Source organism: Streptomyces sp. NPDC049687 (genome assembly GCF_044465285.1).
GTDB lineage: Bacteria > Actinomycetota > Actinomycetes > Streptomycetales > Streptomycetaceae > Streptomyces.
The window spans coordinates 64,597-78,336 of record NZ_JBITLN010000020.1; the positions used below are offsets into that span (position 1 = coordinate 64,597).

At 73.2% G+C, this 13,740-nt stretch carries 12 protein-coding genes; 4 read left to right on the forward strand and 8 right to left on the reverse strand.

The window, feature by feature from the left end; genetic code table 11:
* Positions 1-18 precede the first annotated feature (18 nt).
* Entirely contained in the window at positions 19-699 is a 681-nt protein-coding gene (locus ACIBVL_RS39250) for a response regulator (protein WP_399105335.1), read from the reverse strand.
* Positions 696-2,990, reverse strand: a complete 2,295-nt coding sequence (locus ACIBVL_RS39255) for a histidine kinase (protein ID WP_399105337.1) — start codon at positions 2,988-2,990, stop codon at positions 696-698. Before ACIBVL_RS39255 ends, ACIBVL_RS39250 begins: the two co-directional genes overlap by 4 nt.
* A gap of 216 nt (positions 2,991-3,206) precedes the next feature.
* Between ACIBVL_RS39255 and ACIBVL_RS39260 the strand changes: the two genes are divergently transcribed.
* A complete protein-coding gene (locus tag ACIBVL_RS39260; protein ID WP_399105339.1) occupies positions 3,207-3,665 on the forward strand; it encodes a DUF5707 domain-containing protein in 459 nt (152 codons plus the stop codon).
* Positions 3,666-3,716: 51 nt separating this feature from the next.
* Here ACIBVL_RS39260 and ACIBVL_RS39265 read toward each other — a convergent pair whose 3' ends face one another.
* Positions 3,717-4,025, reverse strand: a complete 309-nt coding sequence (locus tag ACIBVL_RS39265; RefSeq protein WP_399105341.1) for a hypothetical protein — start codon at positions 4,023-4,025, stop codon at positions 3,717-3,719.
* A 211-nt stretch (positions 4,026-4,236) separates the two neighbouring features.
* Between ACIBVL_RS39265 and ACIBVL_RS39270 the strand changes: the two genes are divergently transcribed.
* Together ACIBVL_RS39270 and ACIBVL_RS39275 are read left to right on the forward strand one after the other, a co-directional pair.
* A complete protein-coding gene (locus ACIBVL_RS39270) occupies positions 4,237-4,746 on the forward strand; it encodes a SigE family RNA polymerase sigma factor (RefSeq protein ID WP_399105343.1) in 510 nt (169 codons plus the stop codon).
* A 67-nt stretch (positions 4,747-4,813) separates the two neighbouring features.
* Positions 4,814-6,076 carry a hypothetical protein gene (locus tag ACIBVL_RS39275; RefSeq protein WP_399105345.1) on the forward strand — a complete coding sequence of 421 codons (1,263 nt, stop codon included), beginning with the start codon at positions 4,814-4,816 and terminating at the stop codon, positions 6,074-6,076.
* 46 nt (positions 6,077-6,122) lie between these two features.
* Here the strand turns inward: ACIBVL_RS39275 and ACIBVL_RS39280 are convergent, their stop codons facing one another.
* The 4 genes from ACIBVL_RS39280 to ACIBVL_RS39295 all read right to left on the reverse strand — a co-directional run bounded on the left by ACIBVL_RS39280 (position 6,123) and on the right by ACIBVL_RS39295 (position 11,521).
* The gene (locus tag ACIBVL_RS39280; protein ID WP_399105347.1) at positions 6,123-7,448 is read right to left on the reverse strand and encodes an Nramp family divalent metal transporter; all 1,326 of its coding nucleotides are present in this window, start codon (positions 7,446-7,448) and stop codon (positions 6,123-6,125) included.
* A 181-nt stretch (positions 7,449-7,629) separates the two neighbouring features.
* Entirely contained in the window at positions 7,630-8,079 is a 450-nt protein-coding gene (locus ACIBVL_RS39285; protein WP_399105349.1) for an ATP-binding protein, read from the reverse strand.
* An 82-nt stretch (positions 8,080-8,161) separates the two neighbouring features.
* A complete protein-coding gene (locus ACIBVL_RS39290; protein ID WP_399105351.1) occupies positions 8,162-9,076 on the reverse strand; it encodes an anti-sigma factor RsbA family regulatory protein in 915 nt (304 codons plus the stop codon).
* Between the two features lie 42 nt (positions 9,077-9,118).
* Positions 9,119-11,521 carry an ATP-binding protein gene (locus tag ACIBVL_RS39295; RefSeq protein WP_399105353.1) on the reverse strand — a complete coding sequence of 801 codons (2,403 nt, stop codon included), beginning with the start codon at positions 11,519-11,521 and terminating at the stop codon, positions 9,119-9,121.
* Between the two features lie 306 nt (positions 11,522-11,827).
* Here ACIBVL_RS39295 and ACIBVL_RS39300 point away from each other — a divergent pair, with 306 nt between their 5' ends.
* A complete protein-coding gene (locus ACIBVL_RS39300; RefSeq protein WP_399105355.1) occupies positions 11,828-13,195 on the forward strand; it encodes a M14 family metallopeptidase in 1,368 nt (455 codons plus the stop codon).
* Here the strand turns inward: ACIBVL_RS39300 and ACIBVL_RS39305 are convergent.
* A complete protein-coding gene (locus ACIBVL_RS39305; protein WP_399105357.1) occupies positions 13,192-13,731 on the reverse strand; it encodes a hypothetical protein in 540 nt (179 codons plus the stop codon). The genes ACIBVL_RS39300 and ACIBVL_RS39305 overlap by 4 nt on opposite strands.
* Positions 13,732-13,740 lie beyond the last annotated feature (9 nt).

The window sequence follows — 13,740 nt, forward strand, 5'->3', positions numbered from 1 at the left end:
GCTCCTTCTTCGTGGGGGTCAGAGGTGCGTGCCGGGTGGGTTCGGACGGGCGAGGCCCAGGTCGTAGGCCAGGATCGTCGCCTGGACCCGGTCACGCAGGCCGAGTTTGCGGAGCAGGGCGTTCACATGGGACTTGACGGTGCCCACCGTGATGCCGAGCTGCTCGGCGATCTCCGCGTTGGTGAGGCCGGACGCGACCAGGGTGAGGACGTTGCGCTGGCTGGCGGTCAGGCTGTCCAGCTCCGGGGAGGCCTCCCCGGCCGCCGGGCCGCCGCCTCCCGACGCGTAGTGGCCGATGAGGCGGCGCGTCGCGGACGGGGCGAGCACGCTCTCACCGGCCGCGACCACCCGGATCCCCTGGAGGAGTTCGGCGGGATGGACGTCCTTGAGGAGGAAACCGGAGGCTCCCGCGCGCAGCGCGTCGAAGACGTACGCGTCGAGGTCGAAGGTGGTCAGGACCAGGACCCGGGGCGCGTTCTCCCCGCCGGTGATGATCCGGGTGGCGGCGATGCCGTCCAGTTCGGGCATCCGTACGTCCATGACGACCACGTCGGGCGCCAGTTCCCCGGCCAGCCGCACCGCGGCCGCGCCGTCGGCGGCCTCGCCGACGACCGTCATGTCCTCCTCGGCGTCGATCACGGCGGCGAAACCCGCTCGGACGATGCCCTGGTCGTCGACGACCAGTACGGTGAGGCTCATCGTTCTCTCTCCTCGTCGACCGGCGCGAGTGGCAACCGGAGGCGGACCCTGCCCGGCGGGCCAGTGGTCAGGGTGCCGCCGAGCGGCGCGATCCGCGCCGTCAGCCGCTCCCGTACGGCGGCGTCGGCGACGGGGGGTACGCCGGTGGCCGTGAGCGTCAACGTACCGTTGTCCGCGTCGAGTTCGAGCATCGCGGGCTCCTCGCCGCCGGCCGCCAGCACCGTCTCGGCGGCATGGTAGGCGGCCAGGTCCACGGCCGTGGGCAGTCGCTCCGGTACGCGGTCGGTCAGCCGTATCTCCACGGCCCGGCCGGTGGCCCGGATCTGGTGGGCGAGCAGGTCGAGGGCCTGGAGGGTGGGCTGCGGGCGCAGTTCGGGGCCCGTGTCCCCCTCCCGGACCGCGTCCAGCAGGGCTCGCATCGCGGCCAGGGCCTCACGGGCACGGTCGGCGGTCGCGTCCAGCCGGCCCTCCTCCGCCTCCGTGACCATGGCGGCGGTGCGCGCCAGGACGGTCGTCTCCAGGCCGGCGGCGATCCGGCGGCGTTCGGCCCACGCGTCCCTGACGGCCTCCTCGGTCCAGGCGGCGAGGCGTTCGTTCCGGGTGCCCTGGGCGGCCCGGTCACGCCGCCCCCGCAGGGTTCCGCCCCAGCGGGCCGCGGCGGCCGCCACGGACGCTCCGGCCGTCGCCCCCGCCACGACCGCCCAGCCGGGGACCGTCGTACCCCGGTCCAGGACGGCGGCGGTCACGGCGGTCGCGTGCACGGCGGCGGCCGCCGCCGGCAACACCGCCCGCGCACGGGATGATCCGGCGGTCGTACGGGACGCGTCCGCGGCGAGCGCCGCGCAGGTGGCGAGCATGCTCAGCGCGGGCGGCAGGACGACCGGGCCCGTGTAGTCGCCGACGGCCATCGCCACCGGCCAGAGCGGGGCCAGAGCGACCAGGACGCCCTGGGCGGCGCGGGGCGCCCGGCGCAGCCACAGCAGCGCGACCGCCTGTGCCGCCGCGAGCAGCGCGAAGAGCATGCCGGCGGACACCTGCGAACCGGCCGTCGTGGTCTCCGGCCGGATGACCAGCGCGGGAAGCAACGGCTGCAGGACCAGGCCCACGGCGGCCACGACCTGCGCCAGGCGGTAGCCCGGGGGCACGGCCCGCTCCACTGGGGCGGCCGTCCGGCCGGGCAGGGTCGCGCGGACCTCCCAACCGCCGTCCGCGGTCGGGCCACTGGTCAGGGTGCCGCCCGCCTCCCGTGCCCGGGACCGCAGAAAGCCCTGGCCGCGTCCGCCGCCGAGGCCCGCGCCGTGCGCCGCCGCACCGGCCGGCGGGGCCGCGCTGGTGACCACGACGTCCGTGCCGGTGTCGCCGTACCGCAGCAGCACCCTCGTGTCCGCACCGGGGGCGTGCCGTGCCACGTTGGTCAGCGCCTCGCGCACGATGCCGTACGCCGCGTCCGCGACCAGGCCGTCCGGCAGGGAGTCGATCTCGCAGTCCACGCGCTGGTCGAGACGGCGGAACCCGGCGACCAGGCCCAGCAGCCGTTCCTCCGGCGACGGCAGGTCCTCGCGGGAGGGCGCCGGGGCCCGGACCGCGCCGAGCGCCCGGGTCACCTCGCGGCCGGTCTCGACGGCGAACCGAAGGGCCTCCCCGGCCAGTTCGGGACGGCGCTCGCGCAACCCCAGCGCCGCGCCCGCCGTGACCACCACGGCGGTCAGGTGGTGGGCGCTGACATCGTGCAACTCCCTTTCCATGCGGCGCCGTTCGACCGCCGGGAGCCGGTGGCGCTCGGCCTCGGCCCGCCTGAGCAGTTCCTCGGCCGCCCGGCGCGCGCCACGGGTGCGTCGTACGAGGAGGCCGGCGCCGCACGCGGCGGCGTACAGCAGGGCGGTCAGGACGAGGTCGAGTCCGTCGTGGTCTCTGAGGCCGTGCAGGCTGATGGACTGCAGCACCTGCCAGACGGCGAGCGCCACCACGCACAGCACGGTGGTGAAGGTGTCGCGTTCGGTCGCCACGGTGAACAGGGCCAGCGCGACACCCGCGGTGCCCAGGACCGCCGTCGCCCCGGTGGGCAGCGGCCCGGCCCCCAGCGCGCAGGCGGCGGCGACGAGGATCAGGGTGACCACGGGGCGGGTGCGGCGCAGGGCGAGCGCGGCCGTCACCGGGCCGGCCACCAGGGCCGCCACGAGCAGGGCGGACGCCGGCGGGACGGCCCCGCGCACCAGCGCCGACCCCGGCCACACCACGGCCTGGACGCAGATCAACAGGACCGGGAGCAGCCGGTCGTCGGTTCGATTCATGACGGGACCAGGCTATGTCCGCAGGTGAGGGGCCCGACTCCCGCTGAAGTCGTATCCCGTTCTCTTACCTGGGTTGCAGATCCTCCACCTCCGGTTCGAACCGCCGATCGTCCCCCAGCGCGAGGACTGCGCCCGGTCGCCGACCCTAGGCTCGATCACATCGAGGAAGCGGTCGACCACCGCCTCCGCACTCCAACCGGCTCAGGGGGATCTCCCATGTCCAAGCGCGTTCTCCTCTCCTCGCTCATCGGTGTCGTTGCTCTCGGCGGGGTGGCCGCCGGCGGTCTCGCGATGGCCTCCGCCGCCACGGAACTGTCCGTGGCGCACAGCTCGGCGCGTTACGTCGCCCCCTCGGACGGCCAGGCCGGCTCGCTCACCTTCACCGCGGACGTCAGCGACGCCTCCGGTGTCAAGAGCCTCAAGGTCGTCGCCTGGCCGGCGAGTTCGAAGCTCGCCCCGACCGAGGCGGAACTTCGGCACGTGGACAAGGCCACCTGCGAGAGCACCTCGGACGAGACCTCCCGCTGCACCTACACCCTGAAGGTCACGAAGGCGCAGGCCGCCGAACTGGCCAAGGGCACCTGGTACGTCTCCGCCCTGGCGACGGCGAAGGACGGCAACACGAAGTTCCTCCCGCGGGCGGCCGGCTTCGAAGTCACCGCGACCGCCCACTGACCAACCCTCCCCAGCGCGGCCGGGCCCATCCCCCAGGGCCCGGCCGCGCTGCTATCCCATCGGGCGGTAGTAGCCCAGCACCCACGCCAACTGAGCGAACCACCCCTGCAGCAGTTCCCGGGGCTTCGCGTTCACCAGGCACTCGTAGACCCGGCCGTCCAGGTGCACCACCGCCACCATCAGCGCCTTGCCGTTGGGGCTCGCCTTGTAGTGCACGCTGCGGACCTCGGGCCAGGGGAAGTCGACCGTGATGTCGTACATCTCGAAGCCCACACCCGAGGAGTCGACGACGATCGCGTTGTGCTTGTCGACGGCCAGGAACTCCGGTCCGGCGGGCGCCGGCTGGGGTGGTCCCGCCACGGGTTGGGGCGATCCCGGCGCGTACGGGGGCGGGGGCGGACCGAAGCCCGGCGGGACGGCTGGAGGCGGCGGCGGTGGTGGCTGGTCTGTCACCCCGGCAACCTACCCGGCACCCCCTGTGCATTCTCTTTCGGCCGCCTCTGAAACATTTCCCCCACCCCACCGCATCAATGAGGTGAGGACAGCACGGCCACCTGACAGGGGGACTCGCATGAGGAAGGTCCGCGCGGACGAGTACGCCGAGTTCGCGGCGGCGCGCACCGGACACCTGTACCGGTCCGCGTGTCTGCTCACCGCCGGGGACACCCACCTCGCCGAGGATCTGGTTCAGGAGACCCTCGGCAGGCTGTACGTCCGCTGGGGGCGGGTGTCCCGGGTGGACAACCCGGCGGGGTACGCGCAGACCGTGCTGACCCGCACCTTCCTGGCCCACCAACGGCGCCGCAGCAGCCGCGAACGGGCCGTGGAGGTGTTCCCCGACCTGCCCGACGGGAGCGGCACCGACACCCCGTTGCGGCTCACGCTGCTCCAGGCCCTCGGGCGGCTGCCCGCGAAGGACCGGGCCGTCGTGGTGCTGCGGTACTGGGAGGACCGGTCCATCGAGGAGACCGCCGGTGCCATGAACGCCAGCTCGGCGGCCGTGAGAACCCGGTGCTCACGGGCGCTCGGGCGGCTGCGCGAGCTGCTGGGCGAGGACATCGGCGACTACGTCCGGCCCTGAGCATCCCCCTGGCTCTTCCCCACCCTTCGACCTCACCCCGACACAGCTCGTGAAACGGTGGTTCACCATGCCCGCAGACCAGCACGGCGATCCCTTCGAGGACCGTCTCTCCGCCGCCCTGCACGAGGCGGGCGGCACCTTCGACGCCCCGCGCACCGAGCTCGCCGCCGCCGGTGCGAGGCGCGGACGGCGGCTGCAGCTGCAGCGCCGGACCGCGATCGCGGGCAGCGCGGCCGGCCTCGCCCTCGTGGGGGTGGGCGGGGCGCTGCTCGTGCCGTGGGGCGGTACACCCGCCCCGAAGCCCGGCTCCGTCGCGGCGAGCCGCACCCCCGAGCGGTCCTCCGCCTACTCCGCCGACGACGTCGTCCGTACGCTCCAGCGGCTCCTGCCCCGGGGCACGTTCACCACGACGGAGGCGCGCGGCACGGACGAGGACCTGCCGCCCCTCGCGGTGGGTGTGTTCGACGACGGCAAGGGTGAGGGGGCCGTCTCGGTGGGCCTGGACCGGACCTCCGGGAACGGGAGGGACGTCAACCCGTCCGAAGAGGTGATGCCCTGCCCTGAGGGCACCCAGTCGGGCTTCGACAGCTGCACGACCGAAACCCTGTCCGACGGCTCCGCGATCACCGTCTACCAGGGCTACGAGTATCCCGACCGCCGCGTCGACACCAAGGCGTGGGGCGCCGACCTGGTCACCCCGGCAGGACACCACGTCAGCGTCATCGAGTGGAACTCCCCGGCGGAGAAGGACAAGCCGATCACCCGGACCGACCCGCCCCTGAACACACGGCAGTTGAAGGCGCTGGCCTCGGCCGCGCAGTGGCGCGAGATCATCGACGCCCTGCCCGAGCAGAAGCCGCCGGCCCTGTCCCCGGCCGCCCCCACCCGCCCCGGAGAGATGTCCGGCACGACGATCCTGCGCAAGCTCAAGCTCCTGCTGCCCGAGGGGGTCTCGGTCGTCTCCAGCGGCAGCCAGGAGACCGAGTACGGCTATTTCGTCGTCGACGACGGCAAGGGCCGGAGCCTCGTCCAGATCAATGTGCAGCCCGGCATGTCCGACGTCGCCGGCAGCTACGGCTCCGACGCCGAGACGCTCGCCGACGGAACTCAGGTGGTGGTCCGCCAGGGCCCCGGTGAGAAGGGTGGGGCGGGAGTCGTGATGTGGACCGCCGACACCCTGCGGAAGAACGGGCTGAGGGTCGTCGTCACCGCCTTCAACACCGGTGACCAGAACCGGGCCGCGACCCGCGAGACGCCCGCCCTCACCCTCTCGCAGCTGCGGAGGATCGCGCTCAGCCCGCAGTGGCTGAGCGCGTCGACCACACCGTGAATGTCCGGGTCGGGGCCGGCCGGGCCACCCCCTTGCGGCGGGCCGCTCAGAAGAACTCCGACCACGGCTGGTCCCAGACCTGCTTCACGCACAGCACCAGGAACAGCACTCCCGCCAGCACCAGCATCGCGTTGCTCAGCAGCCCGTTGCGCCACTCCCCCGGAGTACGGGAGGAGTTGAGCAGCCACAGCAGCGTGCCGGCCAGGAACGGCAGGAAGGCCGCGCCCAGGACGCCGTACAGGATGACCAGGCGGAAGGGCTGGCCCTGGAAGAGCAGGACGATCGGCGGGAAGGTCAGCCAGAGCAGGTAGGCGCGGAACGGCCAGGAGCGCTCGCGCGCGCCGGAGGCGACCGCCGAGCCCGTCGTCCCCGCGCTGTCGCGGTAACGCGCCACGAAGTCGGCGAACATCAGGCTCACCCCGTGCCAGACGCCGATCAGCGAGGTGAAGGAGGTGGCGAAGAAGCCGATCAGGAAGAACTTGGCGGTCGCCCCGCCGTACTCCGCCTCCAGGATGTCGCTCAGCTGCACGAGCCCCTTGTCGCCGCTCGCGATCGCCACGTTCGCGGAGTGCAGCAGCTCCGCGCCGACGAAGAGCATCGCGACCACGAAGATGCCGGTCGTCGCGTAGGCGACGCGGTTGTCGAGCCGCATCACCTTCATCCAGCCCGTGTCGGTCCAGCCCTTGGCGTTGACCCAGTAGCCGTACGCGGCAAGGGTGATGGTGCCGCCGACACCGCCGATCAGACCGAGGGTGTTGAGGACGGAGTCCTTCTCGTCGGGCAGGACGGGCAGCAGGCCGGCCAGCGCGTCCGGGAGGTTCGGGGTGACCCGGATCGCCAGGTACACCGTCACCACGAACATGACGCCGACCAGCAGCGTCATGACCTTCTCGAAGACCTCGTACTTGTTGAACCAGACGAAGACCAGTCCCACCAGCCCGCACGCGATGCCCCACCACTTGAGGTCCATCACGTCCGGGAACAGCGCCTGCAGCGGCAGCGCGCTCGACGACATCGCGGCCGCGCCGTAGACGAAGCCCCAGATGACCGCGTAGACGACGAAGAACCACGTCGTCCAGCGGCCGAGGCTCGCCCAGCCGTCGAAGAGGGTGCGGCCGGTGGAGAGGTGCCAGCGGCCGGCCGCCTCGGCGAGGGAGATCTTCACCAGGCAGCCGACGACCGCCGCCCAGAGGAGGGTGTAGCCGAAATTGCTGCCCGCGATGAGGGTGGCGACCAGGTCGCCCGCGCCGACACCGGTCGCGGCGACGACGATGCCGGGGCCGATGTATTTCCAGCTGGACTTGCGGGGGGAGGTGTTGTCGATGCCGGATGGTGCCTCGGTGTCCGTGGGGTTTCCCGTGGTGTCCGCCATGACGGTCAAGAAAGCCCAAAGAGGCCGGACCCGCAAGAGGGCGCGAGCCGACCTCCCCCGAAGGGCCGCGGGGCTGTACCGATGTGCGGCTGCGCCGCGTGGGCCCGACCGGCCGGGGCGAACCCGCGGCCCGAGCAGGCCCGGTGCCGCTGGGCGGGCCGCCGTGGCCGGACCGGGGGAGCTACTCGCAGGCGCAGGTGCCGAGTTCGAACCACACGGTTCTGCCCGGACCGTCCCGGTAACAGCCCCAGCGCCGGGCGAGCGCGTCGACCAGGAACCGTCCCGGTCCGCCCGCCGGCCCCACGCGCCGGCCGGTGTCGGTGACCTCGCAGCGCAGGATCCCGTGCGCGGCGGTCAGCGTCAGCCGGAAGCGGCTGCCCGCGTCCAGCACGGAACTCGTGGCCAGCTCGCTCACGAGCAGTGCGGCCGTGTCCACCAGCCCGGCCCGGTCGGCGAGCCCCCAGTCCTCCAGCCGCCCCCGCACCTGCGCCCGGGCCTCGCGGACGGCGGCGGGCCGGGAGTCGTACTCGGTGCTCCAGTGGCCCGCCCCCATCGGCGGCTGGGGGTAGGCACCGTAGCGGAAGGCGGGGTCCGGGCGGGGTCCTCCCCCGGAGAGTCGCAGCATGGCCATGGCTTCAGCATGTCCTCCCCGGCCCGCACGCGTACGGGGAGGACTACCCGATTCCGTACCCGCACCGCTCCCGGGGGTGGGCTCACGCGTACTGCAGGCGTACGGCCGTACCCCCGCCGGCCGCGTCACGGACGTCCACGTACGCGCACACCTGGCGGGCGTACCAGAGCCCCTGGCCGGGCGCCGGCCCGGTGGCCGGTGGCGGGACGAAGCCGACGAGGGGGTCGTCGATCCGCTCGGCCAGGGTGAGTTCGCAGACGCAGCCGGGCGCCTCGCCCCACAGCAGGGCGCCGGTGACCTGCCCGAGGGAGGCCGCCTCGGTGACGGCCGTGACGAACGACTCCGCGTCGGCGACGCCCAGACCGTGCCCGATCGCCCAGGCCCGGACCGCCTCGGGCGCCGGTTCGGTGAGCCGCTGCGCGTCGGACGGGGTGGGCGGCAGGGGTACGGCGTCCAGCTCGGCGGCGATCCGCACCGGGTCCTCGTACACGCCCGAGTCGGGGTGGGCGCGGCGGGCCGCCTCGATGAGGACCGCGCCCGCGGTACGGGTGTCGTAGACGCACATCGCCGTGGTCGCGCTGGAGGCGAAGAGGAGGTTGGCGAGCGCCTCGTAGCGGATCCACTCGGCGCTCTCGCGCGGGGAGCGGCCGGCGCGGCCGTTCCACACCGGTTCCATGAGGAGGTGGGCGCGGCCGCCGGGGCCGGAGTGTCCGGCGAGGTGGGCGGCGGCCCGGGCCACGGCGTTGGCGGCGGAGCCGGTGTACCAGTCGGTGTGCGGGAGGAGACCGACGTGCCGGGTGTCCGCGCCGAGGGCGTCGCGCAGGAGGTCCAGTTTGTCCGGGGCGAGGATCGCCGTCGGCGGTGGCTCGTCGGGGGCGGCGAGGCCCTCGGCGAGGAAGGGGAGGGCGGCGGCGACGAAGTCCTCGTCGGTGCCGAAGACGGTCATGCGGTGGTCGAACGTCCCCGGGGAGAGGGAGGGCGAGGGCTGAGCGGTCATGGATCCCCCATGGGTCGGGTGGTGGTGGAGTTGATGCCTGCGTCAGCGTTGGGCCGCGACCCAGGCGGCGATCTGGCTGCGGTTGCTGAAGCCGAGCTTGCTGAGGATGCGTTCGACATGTCCTTCGGCGGTGCGGCGGGCGATCACCAGGCGGTCGGCGATCTGCTGGTTGGCGAGTCCCTCGGCGACGAGTTCGGCGACCTGGGCCTCCCGGCGGGTGAGGCGGACGGCCGGAACCTCGGACGCCGTCCCGGTCCCGGTCCCGCTCGCGGAGGCGGCCGGTGCCAGTACGTGGCCGGCGAGGGCGGGAAGGGCGAGGGCGGCGCCGCGGTCGTAGGCCCGGCGGAAGGCGGCGGGGCCGACCGCCTCGCGGACGCGGTCCTCGGCGGCGCGGCGGGTGGCGTTGAGGCAGGCCGAGCCCCAGCGGTCGCGGTCCACGTCCGCCCACGCCCGGTCGGCGCCGCCGAGCAGGAGGGCCGCGCGGTCGTGCGCGCCGCGGTCGGCGGCGATCCGGGCCAGCAGATCGAGGGTGAGGCCCATGCCGAGGACGTCGTGCACCGCCAGCTTGAGACGCAGGGCCTCACGGGCGTGCGCCTCCGCCCGCTCCCCGTCCCCCTTCACGGTGTGGGCGAGGGCGAGGATGCGCTCCGTGTACGACAGCACCCACTGCTCGCCGTGTGCCGCGCACAGCCGGCGGGTCTGCTCGCAGACCTCGATGGCCTCGTCGGCATGGCCCAGGTAGGCCAGGGCACAGGCGAGTTCGACGTGGTCGAGGCCGAGGAGGCTGAGGTGCTGGCCGGGCACCCGGCCGCGGGCGACGGCGGTGCGGAAGTGGGTGAGGGCGCCGGGGAGGTCGTCGCCGAAGAGGCGTATCACGCCGATGGCGTAGTCGGCGTGGGCCTCCTCGGCCTGGTCGCCGAGACGGTGGGCGAGGTCGCGGGCCTCCTCGGCGCGGCGGAGGCCGCGGGTGAGGTCCTCGGGGCAGCCGGCGAGGAGGCCGGCCGCCCAGAGGGCGCGGGCCCGTTCGGGGGTGGGTTCGGGGTTGGCGTCGAGGGCGCGGTCGAGCCAGTAGCGGCCCTCCCGGGGGGCTCCGCAGGCGTGCCAGTGGAACCACAGGGTGCCGGCGAGGCGGAGGCCGGCGTGGGCCTCGCCGGGGGTGGTGAGGCTGAAGTCGAGGGCGGCTCGGAGGTTGTCCTGGTCGGCGCGGAGGCGGGCGACGATGACGGGCTGGCCGGGGCCGAACCAGTCGCGTTCACAGGTGGCGGCCCGTTGCTGCATCCAGTCCCGGTGCCGGGTCCGGGCGGCGCGCTCCTCGCCCGGGGTTTCCCGCAGCCGCTCCAGCCCGTAGTGCCGCAGGGTGTCGAGCAGCCGGTACCGGAGTCCCCCGTCCGGGCCCGCTTCCCGGCACAGCACCGACTTGTCGACGAGCCCGGCGACGGCGTCGAGGATGTCGTGGTGGTGCAGGGCGGGGCCGGCTGGACGGGGGGACCTCTTCCGGGGGGTGGGCACGGGCCCGGGGGCCCGGGGGGTGGAGCCCTCCGGCGGTCCCGCGCAGACCGCCTCCGCCGTCTCCAGGTCGAAGCTCCCCGCCAGCACCGACAGCCGCGCCCACACGGCTTGTTCCCGCTCGTCGCACAGGTCGTGGCTCCAGTCGACCGCCGCCCGCAGGGTCTGGTGGCGGGGCAGGACGGCCGGGCTGCCGCCGGTCAGGAGGCGGTAGCGGTCGTCGAGACGGGTGAGGAGCTGGTGGACGTCGAGCGCACGCATCCGGACGGCGGCGAGTTCGATGGCGAGGGGGAGCCCGTCGAGGCGGCGGCAGAGGCGGGCGACGGAGGCGCGGTTGGCCGCCGTGAGGCGGAAGCCGGGGACCACCGCGGCGGCCCGGTCGGCGAAGAGGGCGAGCGCCGGGTAGCCGTCGGCGGCGGTGAGGTCACCGTCCGGGTCGGGGACCGGCAGCGGCCGTACCTCCATGAGGTGTTCCTCGGTGAGGCCCAGACGGTGGCGGCTGGTGGCGAGGAGGCGGATGCCGGCCGTGCCGTGCAGGAGGGCGCCGGCCAGCGCGGCGCAGGCGGTCAGCAGGTGTTCGCAGTTGTCCATGACCAGCAGCAGGCGCCGCTCCCGTACCCGCTCCACCAGCGCCTCCAGCGCCGGTCGTTCGGAGTAGTCGTGCAGGCCGAGTGCGCCGGCCACGGCCAGCGGGACCAGGGCGGGGTCGTGCACGCCGGAGAGGGAGACGAAGCGGACGCCGTCGGGGAAGGCGCGTTCGACCCGGGCGGCGATCCGGCCGGCCAGGCGGGTCTTGCCCACACCGCCCGGGCCCGTCAGGGTCACCAGTCTCGCCCTGGCCAACAGTTCGCGCCCTTCGGCCAGTTCGCTCCGCCGGTCGACGAAGCTGGTCGTCTCCACCGGCAGGTGACTCTCCCGGCGTGGCGCTGATCCGCCCATGATCAGCCAGTCCTCTGGGTGGTGCGTTCGTGCGGACCCCCAGGCTTCCCCGGAATGCACATATGTGCACCTCACCCTCACTCCCCCGGGTGCACTTCACGGAGGACTGCCCCCGGCGACACGCCCATGCGTACACTGCGCCGCCCTACCAGCCGCCGCGTTCCGCATGATTCAGGCCAGCGACTCCTTGTCGCCTATTGACCTGACCATGCCAACCTCGGACCATGAGCGGCACCGCACCGCCGCACACAGCAAGCGCACAGCACGAAGTGACGACCCCCCACATCCCTCCCACAAGGAGACTTCATGCGACTTCGCATCCGCGGCTCAGGCGCCGGCGCGACCCGCGCCCGCAGCGGCAGACGGACCGCCGGCCTCGCCGCCCTGCTGGCCCTCGCCCTCGCGGCACCCGTCTCGGCGGTCACCGACGCCTCGGCCGACAGCGCCCCGAAGGCGTCCTCCTCGGCCGACGACATCCGTCAGTACGAGATCCACGTCGACCACAGCACCCCCCTCACCCGCACCGCCATCGCCCAGGCCGGGGTGAGCGTCGACGAGGCCGACGAGGAGACCGTGGTCGTCTCCGGGCGGGCGGACCAGGTCAAGAAGCTGCGCGCGCAGGGCTACGAGGTCACCCTGCTGGGCTCCGCCCCCGACCGCCTCGCCGAGAGCGAGGTGCGGCTCTACGACTTCCCGACCGCCGACTCCAAGTACCACAACTACGCCGAGATGACGTCGGAGATCGACCAGCGCATCGCCGCCTACCCGGGCATCATGAGCAAGCGGGTCATCGGAAAGTCGTACAGCGGCCGGGACATCGTCGCCATCAAGATCAGCGACAACGTCGGCACCGACGAGGCCGAGCCGGAGGTGCTGTTCACCCACCACCAGCACGCCCGTGAGCACCTCACCGTCGAGATGGCCCTGTACCTGATCCGCGAGCTGGGCGCCGGGTACGGCTCCGACTCCCGCGTCACCAGCATGGTCAACGGCCGCGAGATCTGGATCGTCCCCGACCTCAACCCGGACGGCGGCGAGTACGACATCGCCACCGGCTCCTACCGCTCGTGGCGCAAGAACCGCCAGCCCAACTCGGGTTCCTCGTACGTCGGTACGGACCTCAACCGGAACTGGAACTACCGGTGGGGCTGCTGCGGCGGCTCCTCGGGCTCCACGTCCTCCGAGACCTACCGGGGTTCGGCGGCCGAGTCCGCGCCGGAGGTGAAGGTCGTCGCCGACTTCGTGCGCAGCCGGGTCGTGGGCGGCAAGCAGCAGATCACCGCCGGGATCGACTTCCACACCTACAGCCAGCTGGTGCTGTGGCCGTTCGGCTACACCACCGCCGACACGGCCACCGGGATGACGGCCGACGACAACGCCGCGTTCAAGGCTGTCGGGCAGAAGATGGCCGCGAGCAACGGGTACACCGCGGAGCAGTCCAGCGACCTGTACATCACCGACGGGTCGATCGACGACTACCTCTGGGGTACGCAGAAGATCTTCTCGTACACCTTCGAGATGTATCCGGCGTCCAGCTCCGGGGGTGGGTTCTACCCGCCCGACGAGGTGATCGAGCGGGAGACGTCCCGCAACCGTGATGCGGTGCTGCAGTTGCTGGAGAACGCTGACTGCATGTACCGGTCGATCGGGAAAGCGACCCAGTACTGCGGCTAGGACCCGTCCGGCCGGTCGGCGTCCTCGTCCTCGGCGTCGCCTTCTTCGAAGTAGGCGTCCAGGACCGCGTCCAGCTGGTCCTCCCACTCCTTGAAGCGCGCCCTGGCCGTCGCCTCGATCTCGATCGGGTACCAGCGGCGGTCAGGGGTGTGCACCGTGATCGTGAACCGCTTGCCGAAGCGCGGTGCCTCCGTCTCGATCGCGCCGATCTCGTCCCAACGGAACTCGCACGCCTCCTCGTCGAGCCGGAGCCGGACGCCCTTGGCGTCGGCGGTGATCCGCGCCCGCCGATCGGAGGCCTCGAAGACGGGCCCGTCGGGGGACTCGTCCGCCTCCTCCTCGGCGGGAGTCTCCTCCGCCCCGGCCTCGACGACCGTGTCCTGGACGTCGTCGCCGTCCTCGACGTCCGCGGCCTCCTCGGCCGCCTTCGCCTCCTCCGGCTCCGCGGTCACGGGCGACGTGAGCCCGGGGATGAATGCCGGGTCGAATCCGGCGCCCTCCAGGGGCTGGCTGCTCGAACCTATGCGCTGCTCCACAGCGGGCAG